Source organism: Pseudocolwellia antarctica, from assembly GCF_049933045.1.
Lineage (GTDB): Bacteria > Pseudomonadota > Gammaproteobacteria > Enterobacterales > Alteromonadaceae > Pseudocolwellia.
Genome location: NZ_CP187926.1, coordinates 337,332 through 358,696 on the forward strand (window position 1 = coordinate 337,332; position 21,365 = coordinate 358,696).

The 21,365-nt window shown below is 36.1% G+C and carries 16 protein-coding genes; 13 read left to right on the top strand and 3 right to left on the bottom strand.

What is annotated here, in order from left to right; genetic code table 11:
• Positions 1 to 22 precede the first annotated feature (22 nt).
• From fabB to rimO, 12 genes are all read left to right on the top strand, one after another.
• Positions 23 to 1,234 carry a beta-ketoacyl-ACP synthase I gene (gene fabB, locus ACPUVN_RS01450; RefSeq protein WP_426369818.1) on the top strand — a complete coding sequence of 404 codons (1,212 nt, stop codon included), beginning with the start codon at positions 23 to 25 and terminating at the stop codon, positions 1,232 to 1,234.
• A 164-nt stretch (positions 1,235 to 1,398) separates the two neighbouring features.
• The gene (locus ACPUVN_RS01455) at positions 1,399 to 2,517 is read left to right on the top strand and encodes a 4-phosphoerythronate dehydrogenase (protein WP_426358350.1); all 1,119 of its coding nucleotides are present in this window, start codon (positions 1,399 to 1,401) and stop codon (positions 2,515 to 2,517) included.
• 29 nt (positions 2,518 to 2,546) lie between these two features.
• Positions 2,547 to 3,566, top strand: a complete 1,020-nt coding sequence (locus tag ACPUVN_RS01460) for an aspartate-semialdehyde dehydrogenase (RefSeq protein ID WP_426358349.1) — start codon at positions 2,547 to 2,549, stop codon at positions 3,564 to 3,566.
• Between the two features lie 504 nt (positions 3,567 to 4,070).
• Positions 4,071 to 7,931: a FimV/HubP family polar landmark protein gene (locus tag ACPUVN_RS01465; protein ID WP_426369819.1), complete on the top strand. Its 3,861-nt coding sequence runs from the start codon at positions 4,071 to 4,073 to the stop codon at positions 7,929 to 7,931.
• A 107-nt stretch (positions 7,932 to 8,038) separates the two neighbouring features.
• The gene (locus ACPUVN_RS01470) at positions 8,039 to 8,689 is read left to right on the top strand and encodes a LysE family translocator (RefSeq protein ID WP_426358346.1); all 651 of its coding nucleotides are present in this window, start codon (positions 8,039 to 8,041) and stop codon (positions 8,687 to 8,689) included.
• A gap of 67 nt (positions 8,690 to 8,756) precedes the next feature.
• Positions 8,757 to 9,053, top strand: coding sequence for a hypothetical protein (locus ACPUVN_RS01475; protein ID WP_426369820.1), 297 nt, complete (start codon positions 8,757 to 8,759; stop codon positions 9,051 to 9,053).
• A 152-nt stretch (positions 9,054 to 9,205) separates the two neighbouring features.
• Positions 9,206 to 9,469 (top strand): hypothetical protein, encoded by a 264-nt coding sequence (locus ACPUVN_RS01480; RefSeq protein ID WP_426358344.1) that lies wholly within the window; start codon positions 9,206 to 9,208, stop codon positions 9,467 to 9,469.
• Between the two features lie 63 nt (positions 9,470 to 9,532).
• Complete coding sequence (locus ACPUVN_RS01485; RefSeq protein ID WP_426358343.1) at positions 9,533 to 10,024, top strand: DUF3617 domain-containing protein; 492 nt, start codon at positions 9,533 to 9,535, stop codon at positions 10,022 to 10,024.
• 70 nt (positions 10,025 to 10,094) lie between these two features.
• On the top strand, positions 10,095 to 10,697 hold the full coding sequence (locus tag ACPUVN_RS01490; RefSeq protein ID WP_426369821.1) for a pentapeptide repeat-containing protein: 603 nt from the start codon (positions 10,095 to 10,097) through the stop codon (positions 10,695 to 10,697).
• Positions 10,698 to 10,843: 146 nt separating this feature from the next.
• A complete protein-coding gene (locus ACPUVN_RS01495; RefSeq protein WP_426369822.1) occupies positions 10,844 to 11,335 on the top strand; it encodes an AAA family ATPase in 492 nt (163 codons plus the stop codon).
• Between the two features lie 223 nt (positions 11,336 to 11,558).
• On the top strand, positions 11,559 to 12,032 hold the full coding sequence (locus ACPUVN_RS01500) for a tetratricopeptide repeat protein (RefSeq protein ID WP_426358339.1): 474 nt from the start codon (positions 11,559 to 11,561) through the stop codon (positions 12,030 to 12,032).
• Between the two features lie 293 nt (positions 12,033 to 12,325).
• Positions 12,326 to 13,777: a 30S ribosomal protein S12 methylthiotransferase RimO gene (rimO, locus tag ACPUVN_RS01505; RefSeq protein WP_426358338.1), complete on the top strand. Its 1,452-nt coding sequence runs from the start codon at positions 12,326 to 12,328 to the stop codon at positions 13,775 to 13,777.
• Positions 13,778 to 13,978: 201 nt separating this feature from the next.
• Here rimO and ACPUVN_RS01510 read toward each other — a convergent pair whose 3' ends face one another.
• From ACPUVN_RS01510 to ACPUVN_RS01520, 3 genes are all read right to left on the bottom strand, one after another.
• On the bottom strand, positions 13,979 to 15,046 hold the full coding sequence (locus ACPUVN_RS01510) for a metallophosphoesterase (RefSeq protein ID WP_426358337.1): 1,068 nt from the start codon (positions 15,044 to 15,046) through the stop codon (positions 13,979 to 13,981).
• A gap of 339 nt (positions 15,047 to 15,385) precedes the next feature.
• Complete coding sequence (locus ACPUVN_RS01515; RefSeq protein WP_426358336.1) at positions 15,386 to 17,362, bottom strand: tetratricopeptide repeat-containing sulfotransferase family protein; 1,977 nt, start codon at positions 17,360 to 17,362, stop codon at positions 15,386 to 15,388.
• A gap of 197 nt (positions 17,363 to 17,559) precedes the next feature.
• Entirely contained in the window at positions 17,560 to 19,956 is a 2,397-nt protein-coding gene (locus ACPUVN_RS01520) for a TonB-dependent receptor (protein WP_426358335.1), read from the bottom strand.
• 605 nt (positions 19,957 to 20,561) lie between these two features.
• On the opposite strand from ACPUVN_RS01520, the gene ACPUVN_RS01525 reads away from it, so the two are divergent.
• Positions 20,562 to 21,251, top strand: a complete 690-nt coding sequence (locus ACPUVN_RS01525; protein WP_426369823.1) for a glycerophosphodiester phosphodiesterase — start codon at positions 20,562 to 20,564, stop codon at positions 21,249 to 21,251.
• Positions 21,252 to 21,365: the final 114 nt, after the last annotated feature.

Here is a 21,365-nt window from a genome sequence, read left to right on the forward strand (position 1 = left end):
AAATTTTGAAATGGTTATATAAATGAAACGTGTAGTAATCACTGGATTAGGCATTGTGTCAAGCATTGGCAACAATAGCGAAGAAGTATTAGCATCTTTAAAAGAAGGCCGCTCAGGTATCTCTCATTCAGAGAGTTTTGCTGAAGTAGGTTTACGCAGTCAAGTTTGGGGCAAACCAGACATTAACATTGCCGATCATATTGATCGTAAAGCAGTGCGTTTTATGGCTGATGCAGCAGGTTACTCTTATATAGCTATGCAAGAAGCTATTGATGACGCTAAATTAACGCCTGAACAAGTTTCAAATTTCCGTACAGGTATCGTTGCTGGCTCAGGTGGCGCATCATCAGAAGTTACTGTTAAAACAACTGATATTCTACGTGAAAAAGGTATCAAGCGTGTAGGTCCTTACGCTGTACCTAAAACAATGTCGAGTACGGTTTCTGCTTGTTTAGCAACACCATTCAAAATTTTAGGTGTTAACTACTCAATGAGTTCAGCTTGTGCAACAAGTGCTCATTGTATTGGTCATGCTGCAGAGCTTATTCAATTAGGCAAACAAGATATTGTTTTTGCTGGTGGTGGTGAAGAAGTTCATTGGTCATTAGCTATGATGTTTGATGGCATGGGTGCATTATCGTCTAAATATAACGATGCTCCTGAAACTGCTTCACGTACTTATGATGCTAACCGCGATGGTTTTGTTATCTCGGGCGGTGGTGGTATGTTAGTTGTTGAAGAACTAGAACACGCTTTAGCACGTGGCGCACATATCTACGCAGAAGTTGTTGGCTACGGCGCAACTTCAGACGGTTACGATATGGTTGCTCCAAGTGGTGAAGGTGCTATCCGTTGTATGCAACAAGCTATGCAAGGTGTTGAAGGTAAAGTTGACTACTTAAATACACACGGTACATCAACGCCAGTTGGCGATGTTAAAGAATTGGGTGCTATTCAAGAAGTATTTGGTGCAGATTCACCTGCTATTTCAGCAACAAAAGCAATGACAGGGCATGCATTAGGTGCTGCTGGTGTTCATGAAGCTATTTACACTTTATTAATGATGGAACACAGCTTTGTTGCTCCTTCAATTAATATAGGCACATTAGACGAAAAAGCTGAAGGCTTAGATATCGTAACTGAAAAACGCGATACTGAAATTAACTTAGCTATGTCTAATAGTTTTGGTTTTGGCGGAACTAATGCAACATTAGTTATGCAAAAATACAAATAAGCTTTTATTTATACGTTAATAAATAAGCTTACCTATCGAGTATCATTTAATTTTAAATGAGTGCTTAGATAAAAAAATTCAAAACCACTAAAGATAGCTTTAGTGGTTTTTTGTTTTCTAGGGTAAAATAAAGTAATTACACTAATAATCTCAGAACTAACGCTATGAACATATATCACGATGAAAACATGCCATTCGCAAAAGAGTTTTTTGGCGATTTAGGTACACTTTACCCTTTTGCTGGCCGAGAGCTAAGTGCTGAAATGGTAGAAAATGCCGATGTATTATTAGTGCGTTCTATTACCAAAGTGAATGAAAGCCTTTTAGCAAACAATAAATCACTGCAATTTGTAGGTACGGCAACAATAGGAGTTGATCATATTGATCAAGCTTATTTAAAGAGCCGAGATGTTCCTTTCACATCAGCCCCAGGCTGTAATGCAATTTCAGTTGCTGAATATGTGTTAAGTGCTTTAGTTGTCATGAGTGAACGTTACTTAATTGATTTATTCTCGTTAAAAGTAGGTATTGTTGGTGCAGGTAATACAGGTACACGATTAAGCGAAAAGCTTAGTGCATTAGGTATTGAATACGTGATGTGTGATCCTGTTTTAGCTGAAAACCCAAATGACTTAAGAGACTTTGTCTCGTTAGATGAAGCATTAGCTTGTGATGTTATTTCTCTTCATGTGCCATTAACTCAAGATGGCGAACATCCAACCTATCATTTATTAAACGAAGCTAGACTTAAAAAATTAACCAGCGAGCAAATATTAATAAACGCTTGTCGTGGTGAAGTAATAGACAATAAAGCTTTGTTGTTACTTAAACAAAACGGCATGCAAACTAAGTTAATATTAGATGTTTGGGAAGGTGAACCTAATCTACTACATCCGCTTATTGAATATGCCGAAATAGCTAGCGCACATATTGCTGGTTATAGCTTAGAAGGAAAAGCTCGTGGCACAGAAATGCTCTATCAGGCATTATGTAAACAGCTAAATATTCCTGTAAATAAAGTACTAAAAGACTTATTACCCAGCGCGACAATAAACTCAGTTGAACTAAAGCAAGAGTTTGATGAAATATTACTAAACCAGCTAGTAAAAATGGTTTACGATGTTAGACGTGATGATGGTATATTTAGACAACAAATAAATACCAAAGGATTCGATCACATTCGCAAAACATACCCAGCTCGTAGGGAGTTTTCGGCAGTAACCGTATCTATGAATAATCAAGCCAATGAAGGTGTACCGCATCGCCTTGGCTTCAGTAAATAGTTAATAGTTAATCTAAAAGAGAGAGGATCATGGCACAGAAATTTGATGTATGCGTACTTGGCGCAACAGGCCTAGTAGGCAAAACAATTATTGAGATTCTTGAACAAAGAGACTTCCCAATCAATAAACTTTATCCATTAGCAAGTGCTCGATCTGCTGGTGAATTTATTGACTTTAAAGGTGAAAGTATTGAAGTTCTGAATGCAGACAACTTTGACTTTAGCCAAGCACAAATTGGTTTCTTCTCAGCAGGTGGCGCTACCTCAGCTAAATTTGCACCAATTGCTGGTGACGCAGGTTGTATTGTTATTGATAATACATCTGAGTTCCGTTACGAAGACGATATTCCATTAATCGTGCCTGAAGTAAACCCTCAAGCATTAGGTGAATACCGCAACCGTAACATTATTGCTAACCCTAACTGTTCGACTATCCAAATGTTAGTTGCATTAAAACCAATTCAAGACGCTGTTGGTATTTCACGTATTAACGTGTGTACTTACCAATCAGTTTCTGGTGGTGGTAAAGAATCAATGGACGAATTAGCTAAACAAACAGCTGATTTGTTAAGTGGTAAGCCTGTTGAATCTAAAAACTTCTCTCGTCAAATAGCGTTTAACGTTATTCCACAAATTGACGTGTTTTTAGAAAACGGCTACACCAAAGAAGAAATGAAAATGGTTTGGGAAACTAAAAAGATTTTCGGCGACGATAACATCTTAGTTAACCCTACTGCTGTTCGTGTACCTGTATTTTACGGACATGGCGAAGCACTTCATATCGAAACTAATTCACCTATTTCAGCTGATGAAGTTAAAGACTTGCTAGAAAAAGCTGAAGGTGTAGTTTTATGTCGTAACGACGAAGACTTCCCAACACAAATTGGCGAAGCTAGCGGCAAAGATGAGACATTTGTTGGTCGTGTACGTGAAGATATTAGCCACAACTGCGGCATAAACATGTGGATTGTTGCCGACAATACACGTAAAGGCGCTGCAACAAACAGTGTTCAAATTGCTGAATTATTAATAAAAGAGCATTTATCTTAATTTAATAACATTTTAGCAGTTATACTTAAAACTCATCATTACTTAGTAATGATGAGTTTTTTTTATGGGAGAAGATAAACTCTCAATAATTAAGAACAATAAAAACTACAGAAAAACTACAGAAAAACAGTAGATTACCGATATAGTAATTATTATCTTTCAGATTGTTTTAATTATTAGACATAAAATAAAATACCTTAATAATATAAACTAAAAGATATTCTTTATAGTGATAATAAACACTATCGAGAAAACAACGCAAAGCGTTACTTCAGGTGTTATAACGCTTACAAAGAATAGATATAACCCTTTCAACTTACAGGCAGGACGCTTATCAAACCAGCAATACAAGCGATAAAAATTACAACCATTTGATATACATAATGTGTCGTTCTGTAACGACGTCTGGCATTATGTAATGAGTTGGAATAAACTTTGCTTTGTATTCTCTGGTCTGTAATGTGACAGAATTTTGGCTCATTAATAATAAATAGGAATGTTGTAATGCAACAATTTTTACGCCTGTGCCTCTGGCAGGTAATTATCTTTACTGGTTTTAGTGCTTCTAGCGTAATGGCTGAAGAGGTTGGAATTAGTATTAAAGGACCAAAATCATCAGATATTGTTCAATATGAGCAATATGGACCTATTACGGCGAGAGATACATTATGGAATATCGCCCTAAAAGTTAGGCCCGACAATACCTTATCTATCTATCAGGTTATGCAGTCTTTATTTGCCCGTAACCCACAAGCCTTTGCTGATAATAATCAGAACCATCTGGTAACAGGAGCCTACTTACAAGTTCCTTCTCTTGACGAGATGCGCGCAATAAATAAAAACTTAGCCCAAAGTAAATCTAACGCAGACGACAAAAACTGGGAAAAGAAAGTTGTTCAAATCGCAACAAAAAAAGAAACTAAACCAGAAGAGCTTTCCGTTAAAAAGAAAGATTTAGACGCTGCAAAAGTAGAAATAAACGAACAACTACAAACTTTTGGTAACGATCAAACTGAACGTTTAAGCACTATTCAACGAGATGTACTTGATTCAATTGACGGCCTGCAAGCCTTACTCAAAGAGAATGAAGGACTAAGAAGCAAGCTTTCTTCATTTAATGACCAACTTAATGTCATGCAAGATGAAGTCGCGAAAAGTAAAGAAATCAAACTTCAAATGAACGACATGCTTGCCTTACAACAAGCCTTATTAGATAAAGCCGAAGAACGTGAAGCTGCGCTACGTCTTGAAAAAGAGAAGCTAGCAGAAGAAAGTAACAGTTTTATATCAAGTGCTTGGTTTCAAATGCTTATCTTTACTATTCCTACACTACTGTTAGTGGGCGGTGGACTTTGGTTTTTCTTAAAAAGAAAGGCGAAAGATGAACCGACAGAAGAAATCAAAACAGCTAAAGAAACTATAGCTCCAGAACAACCAAAAGAAGAAGCTCCGCTAGAAACTAAACTTGATGAAGATTTATCATTAAGTGAAGAGCTTTCTCTAGATGATGAATTATCTTTAGACGATGAATTAGCAATAGATCTTGCAGAAGATGACGACCTGTTTTCTGATGATTTAGATTTATTGAATGACGAAACAGAAATAAGTGATGATCTTGATTTACTTGATGACAACGTAAACGACGATGATGTTATTCATTTAGATGACGAAATTGATGACTTAGAAGATATCTCATTGGAAGGTGGCGAACTCGCTCAAGATGATTTAGACGCTTTATTATCAGGTATTAATGATTCATCGTCTGAGTCAGAAGATGAATCAGTTGATAACGATATGTTAGATGATTTACTGGGTAGCTCTGATGAACTTGATACGTTAGACGAGAGATCTGAACCTGTTTCAGATGAATTAGAATCAGTAGATGAACTACCTGAAGATGATGATGTTTCAGGTGACCTAATGGATCCTGGTGATATTGAAGCACTTATGGCTTCAATTACTGAGCCAGAAGAACAAGAAAAAACTGAAGAGAGTAGCGAAGCCGTTGAAGAACTAACGGATGATCTAGAAGATTTATCTGGAGACTTAACAGACCCTGATGATATCGATGCATTGATGGCATCAGCAACTACTGCTATAGAAAAGAAAGCAGAAGAGTCTGTAGTAGAAAACGAGTCAGATCTAGGTGATTTATCAGGTGATTTAACTGACCCTAATGATATTGATGCACTTATGGCGTCAGCAACTACAGCTACAGAAAAGAAAGCAGAAAAGTCTGCAGAAGAGCCAGTAGTAGAAAACGAGTCAGATCTAGGTGATTTATCAGGCGACTTAACAGACCCTGATGATATCGATGCACTTATGGCGTCAGCAACTACAGCTACAGAAAAGTCTGTAGTTGAAAGCGAGTCAGATCTGGGTGATTTATCAGGAGACTTAACAGACCCTGATGATATTGATGCACTGATGGCGTCAATTAATGAACCAGTGGAAGAGCCTGAGTTAAAAGAGCCTAAACCAATTGAAGAAGCTGCAGAAGAGATAGCCGAAGATATTGCTGACGACTTATCAGAAGATTTAACAGACCCAGACGACATCGATGCATTAATGGCATCAATTAACGAACCCGAAGACATGTCAGGTGACTTAACAGACCCTGATGATATTGATGCACTGATGGCGTCAATTAATGAACCAGTGGAAGAGCCTGAGTTAAAAGAGCCTGAACCAATTGAAGAAGCTGCTGAAGAGATAGCCGAAGACATTGCTGACGATTTATCAGAAGATTTAACAGACCCAGACGATATCGATGCATTAATGGCATCAATTAACGAACCCGAAGACATGTCAGGTGACTTAACAGACCCTGATGATATTGATGCACTGATGGCGTCAATTAATGAACCAGTGGAAGAGCCTGAGTTAAAAGAGCCTGAACCAATTGAAGAAGCTGCTGAAGAGATAGCCGAAGAAATTGCTGACGACTTATCAGAAGATTTAACTGACCCAGACGATATCGATGCATTTCTAGAAAGTTTATCTGTCGATGAAGATGAAGACATATCTTCTCAAGAACTTAATGACTTGATAAACCCTGCTTCTTCAGAAGAAGAGCTTACTCCTAATATTGATCAAGAAGATGAAGCTAATGCATCTGAAACTGAATCAGACACTATTGAATTAGACAATAAGGCTTTAATCGATAAATTTACTGAAGAAGATGTTGCACCTTACTTAAATTTTGATTTTAGTGATATCAAAGAAGGCGACGATTCAACAGATAATAGTGAAGATTTAGAAGACGTTAATGATTCTGATGATTCAATTGAAGAACTCGATATTGATCAGTTAATTGCAGATACAGCATCGCAAGGTGAAGCTGTTGATGAATTAACTGACGAACTTGAGTTAGGCGATGAACTAGATATTGACCAATGGATTGAAGATACAAAGCAGCAAGATAAAGACGTCACCGATGAACTTGACCTAGGCGATGAGCTAGATATCGACCAATTAATTGAAGATACAAAGAAAACAAATGATTCGACCAATGAAGCTACTGATGAAGCAATGGACGACACTGAGTTAGATGATGAATTAGGCGATGATCTAGACTTAGGTGACGAGCTAGACATAGAGAGTTTAGTTAATGAAATAAATGCAGAACCTGAAAAAGAAGAAACAAAAATCATCGATACCTTTAATGATATTGATGCAGAAACATTAAAAGCCATGGAAAGTGATTTTGATGAAGATGCGTTAAACCATTTATTAAATGAAAGTAATGATGAAGATGAATCTGCAGAACCTATAGAGCTAACTCCTGACTTTAGTGACAGCAACGTACTTGCCGATTTATTGGCTGATGACGATACAGAAAAAAGCACAACTGCCGAAGCTAATGAATTAGAAGATATACAAGAACTTGATAATTTAGATTTCGATGAGTTATTAATGAACATTGAAGAAGAGTCTTCTAAAAGCTCAGCAGACGACTTTGAGTTAAGTGATGATCTTGATATGGGAGATGATCTCAACGATGAATCTGAACTTGATATAGGCGATGAACTTATTGACGCGTCGATTAATGATATAGAAGATAATCCACCAAAAGACTTTATCTCGGTTGATTCATTATTATCAGACTCTTCAGAAGGTATCAGTGAAGACGAACCTTATGATAAAACCACGATAAATGTCGGTTTGGACGAGTTTCCTGAATTTGGTAGTGACTTAGATCATGAAGATGATGATAATGGAATGGAAGCTAAATTAGATTTAGCCAAAGTTTATATCGAAATTGATGATAAAGAAAATGCTGAAATTATATTAATGGATATCGTATCAAATGGAGATATCCAACAACAATTAGACGCTCAGCAGTTACTTGATAACTTAATGTAAACTGAAATAATAAAGAGATATTTTGGTTGGTAAGTCATCTTGATTTTCTAGTTAACCTTAGTTCAGGTTAGCTGATCTCAATAAGAATATTATAAAGGATCATTAATATGGATATTAGTTTGTTGGGTGTGTTTTTAACGGTTGCTGTAGCGCATTTTCTTGCCTTACTTAGCCCTGGTCCTGACTTCGTACTTGTTGTAAAAAGTGCAATAAAGAATGATAGTAAAAATGTTATTGGCATTGCACTAGGAATAGCTTCAGCTAATGCGCTATATATTGCTTTATGTTTAGTTGGTGTTGGTTCTATTTTAGCAACGTCAGTAACCACAATGATCATATTGAAGGTGATTGGCGGAGTATTTTTAATCTATCTCGCCTTACAGGCTTTACGTGCGAGTAAAAGCTCATATAGTAATCTTGATATTCAAGAAGACACAAATCCCACTGAAACAACTTTTATAAAAGAATTCTTTATAGGTTTCCTATCAGGTGCTTTAAACCCTAAAAATTTACTTTTTTACCTAAGCTTATTTACTGTAGTACTTACTCCTGACGTTGGCTTTGCTTTCAAATTAGGGCTAGGTATTTGGATGACATCAGTGGTGTTTTTATGGGACTTATCAATCATATTTCTTCTTTCTCGACCTAAAGTGAGAAGTAAATTTACAAAAGCTGCGTTCTATATTGATAAAGTCACAGGTGTTATATTAGGCGTTATTGGTATTGCTATAGTGAAGTCAGCATTATCAAAGCAATAAGTTTAGTAAATATATCGTTATTTTTCAGGTTCCAAATATGAAGTGGTTTCAAGTTTTAATATTCATAATGACGTACTTAACTTTATTAAATACGTCTGCAGCTGATGCACCGACAAAGGCTAAAGATATTAGTGATCTCATCACAAAAGAAAAATTCTCATCGTATGCTAATGTCGCTGACTTTATAGATGATTCCCCGAGAGTAACCGTTATTGTTCAACCTGAAGATAACGATATTGCTGAATATGGGAATAGCGTGATGAAATCACTCACGGGCTCTGATTGTGATAGAGACGGTGAAATGGATGATAACGCGACCTGCAACCGTGTCTATTTAAAGCTTTGGCTCAAATATACACGTTAAATAACCTCTTAAATATTCTGTTCATTTTCTCAAAATAATAGCACCTAAACCTCTATAGCCTGTAAACTAACGTTAGCAGAAGCTAAACCTTCTTTTATTAACGTATATGTTTTATCTACGTTTAATCATTACTGAGTAAAATTAAGAATATGATGGATTTTTTGGTTGTTATTACCTTATTAAGTGGCTCGATCGGACTTATGTTATTTATTGTGGGATCAGCATTTAGTGGTATTGTCGCCATAGGCAACCAGCAGAAAGTTTTTGGCTGGGCTATTTTCTTATGTATGCCTTTATCGTTAATCTACTGTGCAAAATATTGGGATATAGCTTCATACTCAGGAAGAATGGTTTATTCAGGTACTTTTCTACTATGTATAACTGCTGGTATTCTAAAATACGTGGGCATGTTTTAAAATACAGAATTGTAGAGCGGACAAAATATATTTATTAAGCAACAAAACCTAAAAGGAAAAATAATGAAGAAAATAATTATAAGCTTACTTGCTTGCTATACACCTTTCATTGTTAATGCAACGGAGATTGTAACGCCAGATATAGAGCTTGGAAATTGGGTCACAACATCAGACATTTCTGCTTTTATTGATCAAGCTTTAGCTGCAGTTCCAGAGTCTACTCGACCTATGATTCGAAAGATGATGGAAGAGAAAATGGAAAGTACAAATAATTCAAACCAATGTATTACCAAAGAGACCTTAACTAACTTTGATAAACAGCTGCAAAGCGCATTTGGCGACAATCAAGATTGTAAATTTGCCGTTGCAGAAAGTAGTAAGGCGAAGTTGGTTGCTTCAATGACTTGCCCTGGTTCTGTTATAAAAATAGAAACCTTGTTCGTTAATGACAAGTTAAGTACATCAAGTGTAGTAACTAGTGTGCAAGGTATGCCTGAAACAACTCTCAATATGACATCTAAATGGACATCGAGTGATTGCCCTAAAGGTGTTTAATAAGTTTTAAAACTATCAAGGAGCATATATTTGCTCCTTTTTTGATTGAAGAACTATAAGTGGGTAGCAAGTGAAACAGTTAATTAACACCAATAAAACCTTCGGCAATAAAACATTTACTGGCTTAGAATACGCTAAAGAAGTTATATCAGGTAAAGAGTTTTATGACTGTAGGTTTGAGTCATGTGACTTTAATGAAGCACAATTTCTTAATTGTGAGTTTAACAACTGTACGTTTGTTGCTTGCGATCTTAATAACGTGAATGTAAAAAACTCTAAGTTCTTAGAAGTTGAATTTCTAGATTGTAAAATCATCGGTGTTAACTGGACTTTAGCTTATTGGCGCGGCATGTTGTTATCAGCACCGTTAACCTTTAAACGTTGTATGATAAATTCATCTACTTTTTATGGTTTAAGCTTAGAGAAAATCATATTTGAAGATTGCCGTGCGCATTACGTCGACTTCAGAGAAGCCAACTTAAATGACGCAAACTTCTCTCATAGCGACTTAAGAGAAAGCTTGTTTAATAATACCAACCTCACCAACGCAAACTTTAAAGAAGCTGAAAACTACGATATAAATATAAAAAATAATATCATTAAAAATGCGACATTCTGTCGTTATGAAGCGGTCAGGCTATTAAGTTCATTAGACATAAATTTGATTGATTAAAATAAATGGACACTCAAATAATAAAATATTTTTTGATAATCTATTGCTTCAATAATAATACATAGCTTTTAAATCCCATTTATTAACGCTATAACTTTTCAGGTAGAAATCGTTAGCGCGCACAAATTATAAAGAGGAATTCTATTTTGACTCAAACCTTAATATTCGGCAATTCAGGTTCAGGAAAATCAACCTTAGCTAAAACGTTGAGTGAACAGAATAATGTTGCTCATTTAGATTTAGACACCATTGCTTGGCAACCCTTTACAGCAGAGCAAACAATTCCGACACGTATGCCTTTAACCGAGTCAGAAGCTTTAATAAAAAACTTTTTAGCACAACATAATAGTTGGGTTATTGAAGGCTGTTATTCTGATTTATTAGAACTATTACTAGATAAAGCACAAGAACTGGTATTTCTTAATTTACCCGTAGATGAGTGCATTGTTAATGCTAAGAATAGAGCATGGGAACCTCATAAATATGAATCTGAAGCAGCTCAAAACGCTAATTTGGATATGTTGATAAATTGGATATCAGAATATCCCAATAGAGACGACCACTTTTCTCAAAAATCACATCTCGTTTTATTTGATCGCTTTAGCGGTAAAAAAGAAATGCGTACCTCAAATAAGTAAAACTGCCGTTCACTATTGTTTAATTATTGAAATAACTATTACGTGAACTTTACGCATGTGAATAAGAAATAAAGCGTTTCCCCACAATTTTATGACCACTTATGTCACTAGTTTACGCTTAATAAACTAAGTTTATGGTTAGTTGGTGTAAATCCTTTATAATCACCGCAATTCTTCGTTGATCATAACTTCTTCGATAGCAACAATATAAAAGGCCATAAACATGATGAATACCAAAATATACAAAAGAGTACTACTAATCACTGATCACCTAATGGCTGCAGCTCAGGATGAAAATCAAAAAGAATTTGATAAATACTATGCTGAACTAAAAGAACTATGTGAAGAAAACGAAAGTACTGATAAAAACCACCCAGTACAATGGGAAACGTTAGGCGACTTCACTGAAGACTTAGCTGAAGCAGTAACTATTTATGAAAAAGCTTTAGCCAAAGCAGAAGAAATTAACTCTAAAGATTTTCGTTCATCAATCGGCTTTTCAATTGCTACCTTAAAAGTTGAACTAGGTGATAAAGAGGGCGCTATCGAGCATTTAGAAAAAGCTAAAATTAGCTGTAATAAGATCGTTGATAAGCAACTTAAAGCTGAAATACATGATCTTTTAGTAGAGTTAAGAGGCCCAGATGAACCTAAAGAGCCAAAAGAACCAGAAGCACCACATCCTATTTATGGTTAATGCTGAAGTTTAGTTTTAATAAACACGATAATAAGTAATTTATTATCGTGTTGTTATTCCAATCAATAATATTATTAAGACGCTTTCATATCGATAATTTGTTGAGATTTACCCACAAAACTCATTACTATTTAAGAGATGCTTATTTCTTTAATTACCACCTAAGACAACATTCCTGTATAATCCTGCGCATTAAACAACAGCCTATTTTTAATCTTAATTTTAGCTGTTAACACCTATTTATAACGCTTTAACCCATAGGTTCGAAGCCAGTTAAAGCAACAGAGCGTAATATGACCGTAGAACAATTCGATCCACAAACACCAAAGAAAAGTAGTAACTCGGCTGAAAGCCAAACAACTACGTTAAGCATTCCATCTAAAATGATTGAAGAGCAAGCTAACACTCAACAAAGCCAAGAACCTGCTAAAACAGCTAAAATTGGTTTTGTTAGCTTAGGTTGTCCTAAAAATTTAGTAGATAGCGAACGCATTCTTACTCAACTTCGTACTGAGGGTTACGATGTTGTTAACTCTTACGCTGATGCTGAAATGGTGATTGTGAATACCTGTGGTTTTATTGATTCAGCAGTTCAAGAGTCGTTAGATACGATTGGTGAAGCTCTTGCCGCTAATGGCAAAGTATTAGTTACGGGTTGTTTAGGTGTTAAGAAAGATGAAATTATTGAGCTACATCCTAATGTATTAGGTGTTACTGGACCGCATGCTTATGATGAAGTATTAACACAAGTTCATCAACATGTGGCTAAGCCTGTCCATAATCCTTTTATCGATTTAGTTCCGCCTCAAGGCGTTAAACTAACACCTAAGCATTATGCCTATTTAAAAATATCTGAAGGTTGTAACCACCGTTGTACTTTCTGTATTATCCCGTCAATGCGTGGCGATTTAGACTCACGTCCAGTGGGTGATGTATTAGGTGAAGCTAAACGTTTGGTGGATGCTGGCGTTAAAGAGTTATTAGTTATTTCGCAAGATACATCTGCTTATGGTGTTGATGTTAAACATAAAACAGATTTCTGGGATGGCATGCCAGTTAAAACTCACATGCAACAGTTGTGTGAAGAGTTAGCTAAGCAGGGCGTTTGGATCCGTTTACATTACGTTTATCCATATCCGCATGTTGATAAAATCATCCCATTAATGGCAGAAGGTAAAATACTGCCTTATTTAGATATTCCATTTCAACACGCTAACAAACGTATTCTTAAGTTAATGAAACGTCCTGGTAGCTCAGACCGCGTGTTAGAGCGTATTGCTAAATGGCGTGAGATTTGTCCTGAATTAGTTATTCGTTCAACCTTTATTGTTGGTTTCCCAGGTGAAACGGAAGAAGAGTTTGAAGAGTTGTTAGACTTTTTAGAAGAAGCTCAGCTTGATCGTGTAGGTTGTTTCAAATACTCACCAGTTGAAGGCGCTACTGCTAATGCCCTACCTGATCATGTATCAGAAGAAGTTATGGAAGAAAGACTTCAGCGCTTTATGGAAGTTCAAGCACGCATCAGTTCTGAAAAATTACAAGCTCGTATTGGTCAAGAATATTTAATTCTTGTTGATGAAGTGAATAGCCTTGGTATTGTTGGTCGTTCATACATGGATGCTCCAGAAGTGGATGGTAAAGTCTATTTATCTGACGATTATGAAGCTGAACCAGGTGATCTTATTTGGGTACAAATCATTCACGCCGACGAGCATGACGTTTGGGGCGTAAGAGTTGAGGATTAAGTTTCTCCTAACTCTACAAGGTCTTAGCTAAAATAAAAAAACCAACTTAATGTAAGTTGGTTTTTTTGTGCCTTAAAATTGTTAAGAATGTGAAACACATAATTGTATATTGAGTTATTCGACACTTAATCTAGTTATAAATAATGTTTATAACTGTGGAGAACGTGCAGCATACATATGCTTATTTAACCTTAAAAGAGGTTATTTAATTGGTTTAACAAATTTGAAACCATAAGGTTCAAAATAAGTATTACTTTTAATGAGCTTATATTTAGCTGTTAATTCTTGCTCGCTAACCGATAACTCTACAAAGCCAGGTACGTTATGAGTACCACATGAATTTGGAGCTAAGTAATGTGCTGCTTCACCATCACTTTTAGGATCGCAAGGAATAGCCCGTTTACTCGCTGATAATTTTCCTCCAGCGCCAGCATGTGCTTGTACTAAACCTGCTCCGTAGGTAAAGGTTGAGCTTGTTCTATCAATAACACACGCAGGGTTTGCACCATTAGCCGTAGTTGTTAATGGAACTTGTGGACAAGCTTCTGAATGGCTCAGTAAATGGGTACGCCATATGTTATGAGAGCTACCAGATAAAAATACATTAACACCTTGTTCAATATTTAAATTGATAACATCTTCACAGCCTTGACCAAAACTTTGATTTTTCCCCATATCAATACAAGGTAAGTGGTTAAAGTGAATAAGCCATCTTTCTTGTTCAATTGCTTCTTGGTATACCGATTTTAGCCACTGATAATTTGGCTTATCTTTTTCATAATCCGTAAAATATTTTTGTGCATGAGCAGGTTCATATTCTTCTTCTTGAAAAGCGATAGACGTTGCCACAATGCGCATTTTTGCCTTTCCCACAGTTACATCAACATAATATAAATAAGGATATAAACCATAACCATCTGTTTGTGGGGCACTCGCAACGGTGTTATTACCTGTTGGTGTCAGGCAATTTCTGTATGTAGCAATATCACCATGTTGATTATGACTATCATGATCGCCAGGAACAAAAATCATTGGAGTATTATTTGATACTACTTTGGCAGCTTTACACCAATGTAATGCTTGTTCTTTGGGGGCTAATTTATTTCGACCATAACTTAAATCGCCAATTAGAACGACTAAATCACTTTTACCTGCCTCGCGCATAGAATCACGTGTGAGTGTTTTCTTACCTTTTGAAAAAGGTGCGCCCCAATGATCATCCCAATCACCAGCAAGAGCGATAGAGAATTTATCGGTACTCTGTGTCATGGACTTGTCTTGCGCATTAACACTGGCAGAAAATGAGCTTATTATTGAAATAATTAACGTACTTAATATTAGCTTTGATTTAAATGGGTAACTAAATCGGGGGCTAAATAGGGAGCTAAATTGAGAGGTGACTAGAGAAATGTGTTGGGAACTAAATGATAATCGTAGGGGTAAGGCCGTTAATAGTCTTTTTAATAACATATTATGTTCTCGATGAGTTATTGCGTTATTTTTACGATAAGCCCCTAAGATCGAATTAATTTCAGGGGCTCGCATGTTAACTTATTACTCTCACACTTTAGACTCATGTTTGGTATGTATTAGACATACTTTAGATACCTAGTCTGCTTGATTCAGTGCTTTTTTCAGTGGACCAAGATGTGCTTCATAATTACGCCATTGTTCTAAACCACTTTGATAAATAGGTTGTCGAACTTGCTCTGAGCTTGGTGTACGTACGGCACGTTTGTTGGTATGAAAATCGATACAAGTTTGCTCAAAAGGCAGGCCACAATAATCGAGTATACGACGTACTTGGGTTTCTAAATCGGCTACAACATCTTCGTATTGAACACGTAATATTTTACCTGGTAACTCTTTGTCCCAATGATCCATAATATCAACATAGCTTTGGTAATAATGACCAATATCTTCAAGATCATAAGAAAACTGTTGTCCTTCACCAAAGAGTTGTTTGAACCCACTAAAGCAACACGACATTGGATGACGTCTAGCATCGATAATTTTAGCGTTTGGTAATATCAAATGTATCAGGGCGATATGTCGAAAGTTGTTTGGCATTTTATCGATGAAAAACATTCCACCTTGGCGGTGATGTTGAGTTTCTTCGATATAAAGCTCACCCATTTTTTTGATGTCTTCAGCCGATATTTTTTTAAGAATACCAGGATATTGTGGTGTTTCTTTATTTAACTTTCGTCCACTTAAACGATGAGCTAAGCCAATGATATTGGCTAATTCCATAGTTCCATCTACTTGTGAGTGTGATGATAGAATTTGCTCTAAAAGTGTTGAGCCTGCACGTGGTAGCCCAACAATAAAGATAGGATCTGGCGCTTGGCAACCAGCCTCTTTATTACGCTCAAAAAACTCAGCATCGAAGTCGCTTTTCTGAATATCAAATGAAGTATCAAGACTTTTACTATCAAACTTGTCTTGCTCACTTTTTAGCTTGTTGCCTCGATGATAAAAAGTGAAAGCTTCGTCGAATTCTTTTCTATCTTCAAGATCTTTTCCTATAGCGAAACAGAAGTGAACTCTATCATTAACTGATGTTGCTGAACTTGCCTCTTGCTCTCGCATTTGCTGGCGTTCTTCTTCGGTAAATCGATACGTTTTGAGGTTGGCTAAACTCCAAAAAGCATCACCAAAATCAGGTTTGATATTATAACCATTTCGATACGCTGTAATGGCATCTTCAACTCGACCCATAGTTTTAAGGGCATGGCCTAATGTGAGGTGAATTGAATGATTATTTGAATTACTTTGTAAAACGGTTTCAAAAGTATTTATAGCTGCAGCAAAGTCGCCTGTTGCTTGCTGGGCGTTGCCTAATGCTATTTTGAAATTTGAATTGTTAGGATCTGCTGCTAAAAGGATTTTTGCTTGTTCTAATGCTTTATTAAATTTTTGGCGTTTATGTAGGATATTAACGTAATCTAAACGTGCTCTATGATATTTGGGTTCAAACTCAAGACAGCTCGCTAATAAGAATTCAGCATCGTCAAGGATTTGAAATTTTGAACCTAATTCCGCTAATAAACGCATGGCTTCAGGGTGATGTGGATTATCTTTCAAAAAGTGACGACATAACCATTCAGCTTTGTGCAGGTGTTTTTGATAAATTAGGCTTGAAACAGAAACTAATTCAGGTGGTAAGCTCGATAGCCATTCGAGATGTCTTTTAGCTTCAATTTTTTTTGAATAGGTTGGTTCATTAGACAAAACACGCCAGCTTCCAAATAAGGCTGGATTGAGCGTAACTGCTTTATCAAAAACAGCGATAGCTTTTGATGTTTCACCTAGCGTTTTATAAATATAACCTTGCTCTTGATACGCTCTTGCGTGATCGGGAAGCTTGACCAGTACTTGGTTCAGGTTAGCCATAGATTCGTTATATTTTTGTTGTTTACGCTGACACACAGCAAGACAATAAACACCTTCGATATGTCCTGGATGTTCAGTAAGCATATTATTAAGGTTTTCAGCAGCTTGATTTAGCTGACCTTTTTGGATCAATTGCTGAGATTTTTTAATAATCTCTTCAGGTTGGGGAGTATTTAATTGTTCAGGCAAAGTAATGTCCAGTGAATATTAGGTGTATTGAATATTGTGTGTTGAATGTTTTATATAAGCAAAAATTAAAAAAGGTTGACGATTTTACTCGTCAACCTTTATATACCTATTCCACTTCAAGATGCAAATCTCAGTAAGTTTGAACTAAATCTTACGCCTTTAAATGGTAGAGCTATATATTAACATTATTCTAAATGCTAATAATCGTAACTTACTCTAAAACCAATAGTACGTGGTCTAGTTGGAGATACTCTGAATACGTTATCTGCAGAACCAGCCGCTACTTGACCTAAAGAATCTGTAGCATTATCGATGAAGAATGTTGCTCTCCAGTCATCTTTGCTAATACTCGCTGATAAATTAACTTGGTTGTAAGATGGTAACTCAACACGATCATCAGCAACTAGACTGTTGAATCGTGAATCTGTCCACTTGAAAATACCTTGATAAACAACAGAAAAATCACCAGCTTCTTGGTAGATACGAGCACCAAGCACACCTTCAGTTTCTGGGGCATAAGGAAGGTTTGAACCTACAGGAGCAATACCAACTAAAAGATTGTCTGGGATTTCAGTCAATTCAGAGTCGATATAACTAAATGAGCCAAATACATCTAAGTAGTCGTTAGCGGTCCAATTTAAATCGAATTCAAGGCCATTAATTCTAGATGTTCCAACATTATCAAAGAATGAATTGTTAGCAATATCAAGATCAAGAACACTTTGCTGCATATCACTAAAATCAACGTTATATATAGCACCGTTGAAACGTAAAGTGTTATCTAACCACGTTGTTTTCCAACCTAATTCAACACTTGTTACATCATCTGTATCAAAAGATGCTGGAATGCCATTCACATTAGCTGAACGGTTAAAACCACCACTTCTGAAACCTTCAGAGTAAGTAAGGTAGAACATAGTGTCGTCGTTCATTTTCCAACGAACATTACCTTTGTAAATAGTACCTGAAAGAGTTGTAGGTGTTAAACCAGCAAGGTTTGCATCTACATTTGTACCAGCATCAGCTTCTGGACCTGCTGCTCTTTGACCGAAAGGTGATTGACCTTTAAGTCCGATATCTATTTCATAATGACGAGCGCCAACAGTAACAGTAACTGTGTCAGTAACATCATAAGCGATTTCACCAAATACAGATATTTCTTCACGATCTGATTGGTAATCGTTGAAATACGTTACGCCTGCAGGACGAGCACTACCATCTGTATTGGTAAATGCGCCAGGGATTGGAAAGTTTGGTGAAAAACCAGCTTGAACAGAACCTGCATAGTTAAAGTCAGTTAAACTGTTAAGTTGTTGGTCATCATAGAACACACCACCAATTGCACGAAAACGTTCTTCAGCATTAGTTGATACACGGATCTCATGAACTGAACGTTCAGTTTCAAACTGCTCAGATGTTGTCATTACTGGGCTAAAACACTCATCGTAGCCAGGGTAAGTACAAATATAGTAAGGAACAAAAGGACCTACTTCTATATAAGCTGTGTAATCTGTATTACCTTGATAGGTTCTGTCTGTATATGAGCCGTTGTAGATCACTTCAAGATCGCCAAACATACCATTCACAGTCCACTGTGTTAGGTTAACTTCGTCATTCCCTTCTACTGGTGAAAAGGTTGTTACATTTAAGTCATCATCGTCACTGATTGTAGGGTCATATTCGAAAGAACCTTCAGTATCAAGCTGTTGACTTGTATGTTGTACTAATAAATCCCATTCATCGTTAATTTGCCACAATGCACTAGCTCTCATACCACGATAAGTTGCTTCGTTGTAATCGTCTTTCGCGTATGTAGCATTAGTTACTTCTAATCTCGATGAAGGAATTGTGCCACCTAAGCCAGGATTTGATAGAGGTAACTGAGTTGTAGCAAGTTCATTATCAATAAAACCGCCATCAGTTGAGCTATAGCCCGCAAGTCTGATTGCGAAAACATCTTCTACAAGAGGGATGTTAACGAAGCCTTCAGATTGGTTACTGATAGCACCACTTTTAGTTGTTGATATACCGAATTCACCACCGGCTCTAAAATCAACTAAATCTGGTTTGTTAGAAATAAGACGTACAGTACCTGCCTGCGAACTAGCACCAAATAATGTACCTTGAGGGCCTTTTAATACTTCTACGCGTTGTAAATCTACAGCGTATAAATCAATGTTACGACCAGGCGTTGTAATAGGCGCTTCATCAAGATAAAAAGCCACACTTGGTTCGCCGCCAATACCAGCAAGTCTTACGTCTGAACGACCAGCAGAAACACCACGAATATAAGTTTCTTGTTTACCTGGACCTTGACCTTCTGAGCTAACACCTGGAAGTAATGCAACGTAATCTTCAAAGCTATCAATACCAAGTTCTTGAAGTTTTTGACCGCTCATTGCTTGAACCGCAAGTGGTACTTCTTGTTGATTTTCAGAACGGCGAGTTGATGTAACAATTATTTTTTCGAGTTGACGTTCGCTATCAGCTTCTTTTTCTACGTTATTTTCTTGAGCGTGAACTGCACCGTTACTCAATGCAAGTGCTACTGCTACAGTTAATACTGTTTTAGTAGGTCTTTTGATTTGAGACATATGTATCCTTTAGTATTATGTTACTTCAAAGTTTATTTATTATTGTTCCTAATTGTATTAAGTACATATTGCAGATTTAAGTCAGTTTTAATTTAGCAGCAATAAACTAAAGGTTATTTTCAACCTATGTTCACTATGAAACTAACTGTTAAATACTTGGTCTTAAAACTTTGCATTAATTCTTCTGTAACAACATGCCTCTATATTTAAAATACACAGAGCATAGGTAGAAAAATTTAGTTACTTAACTTGTTTTTACGATCTCAAAGGAACAATTTGAATGATTGTTTGGGGGGATTATAACAAATGAAGTAATCAAGAGGGGAGTTTCAAGTAAATTATTGAGTAAATTTTATTTGTTCTCTAACTTTATGCTAAAACCTATAAATGTATTGCTTTGCTTATTCAGTCAGCGTGAAAGTTCTTGTTTTGTTACTGTATTGCGGGAATAATGCCGAATTTACTACGATACAGAAAGAAACGCTGTTAATATATTTGCCAATATAAACGAGCTTAATGCTAAACTTAAGTTGAAATGAAAGGCTTTTATTTACTTTATAGTTTGTGTTGAAAGTAATTTATTAAAGAATAATGAGAATTTAATTTTGGATAAAAACGTTTTAAAAATAGGCCATCGTGGCGCAATGGGCCATGAACCTGAAAATACCATTCTATCTTTTAGAAAAGCATTAGCGCTAAATGTTGATGCGGTAGAGTTAGATGTTTATGTGTGTAAAACAGGTGAGCTTGTTGTTATTCACGATGACAAAGTAGATAGAACTACAAACGGTAAAGGTTATACCGAAGATAAAACCTTTGCAGAGTTAAGAGCTCTTGATGCGGGTAAAGGCGAACTTGTACCAACACTTGAAGAAGTTTTAGATGTTATTGATAAAAAAGCTATCATAAATGTTGAGTTGAAAGGTAAGGACACGGCAATAGCCACTAGCCAAGTTATTAAAGACTATATAAAAACCAAAGGCTGGGCTGAAAGTGACTTTATGGTTTCTTCATTTGATCACCGTGAACTAAATAAGTTTAAGCAATATTATCCTGAAATATCGATTGGCGCATTGATCGAAGGTGTTCCTCTTACTTATTGTGAATGTGCAATTCAACTTCAAGCAGATTCCGTTAATTTGAGCTTAGATTTTATTAATCAAGACTTTGTAAATGATGCTCATGATAAAGGTTTAAAAGTATATGTTTGGACGGTTAATGAATACGATGACATTGTTAAAGTGAAAGCTTTAGGTGTTGATGGTATTTTTAGTAATTTTCCAGAACGACTTTAAGTAAATATAAAAATAAGAATTTAATTGCATTGAGCTATGAGTAACTTTGTTTAATAAGTATTTGTTATCTGAATACTTAAATATCATAACGCATATACAATTAATGTTAATTCA

Excerpts from the sequence above, each read along its gene's own strand:
- ACPUVN_RS01460 (WP_426358349.1), top strand. The coding sequence starts at position 2,547 with ATGGCACAGAAATTTGATGTATGCGTACTTGGCGCAACAGGCCTAGTA.
- ACPUVN_RS01480 (WP_426358344.1), top strand. The coding sequence starts at position 9,206 with ATGGATTTTTTGGTTGTTATTACCTTATTAAGTGGCTCGATCGGACTT.
- ACPUVN_RS01520 (WP_426358335.1), bottom strand. The coding sequence starts at position 19,956 with ATGTCTCAAATCAAAAGACCTACTAAAACAGTATTAACTGTAGCAGTA.
- ACPUVN_RS01475 (WP_426369820.1), top strand. The coding sequence starts at position 8,757 with ATGACGTACTTAACTTTATTAAATACGTCTGCAGCTGATGCACCGACA.
- ACPUVN_RS01485 (WP_426358343.1), top strand. The coding sequence starts at position 9,533 with ATGAAGAAAATAATTATAAGCTTACTTGCTTGCTATACACCTTTCATT.
- rimO (WP_426358338.1), top strand. The coding sequence starts at position 12,326 with ATGACCGTAGAACAATTCGATCCACAAACACCAAAGAAAAGTAGTAAC.
- ACPUVN_RS01500 (WP_426358339.1), top strand. The coding sequence starts at position 11,559 with ATGATGAATACCAAAATATACAAAAGAGTACTACTAATCACTGATCAC.
- ACPUVN_RS01470 (WP_426358346.1), top strand. The coding sequence starts at position 8,039 with ATGGATATTAGTTTGTTGGGTGTGTTTTTAACGGTTGCTGTAGCGCAT.
- ACPUVN_RS01510 (WP_426358337.1), bottom strand. The coding sequence starts at position 15,046 with ATGACACAGAGTACCGATAAATTCTCTATCGCTCTTGCTGGTGATTGG.
- ACPUVN_RS01455 (WP_426358350.1), top strand. The coding sequence starts at position 1,399 with ATGAACATATATCACGATGAAAACATGCCATTCGCAAAAGAGTTTTTT.
- fabB (WP_426369818.1), top strand. The coding sequence starts at position 23 with ATGAAACGTGTAGTAATCACTGGATTAGGCATTGTGTCAAGCATTGGC.
- ACPUVN_RS01465 (WP_426369819.1), top strand. The coding sequence starts at position 4,071 with ATGCAACAATTTTTACGCCTGTGCCTCTGGCAGGTAATTATCTTTACT.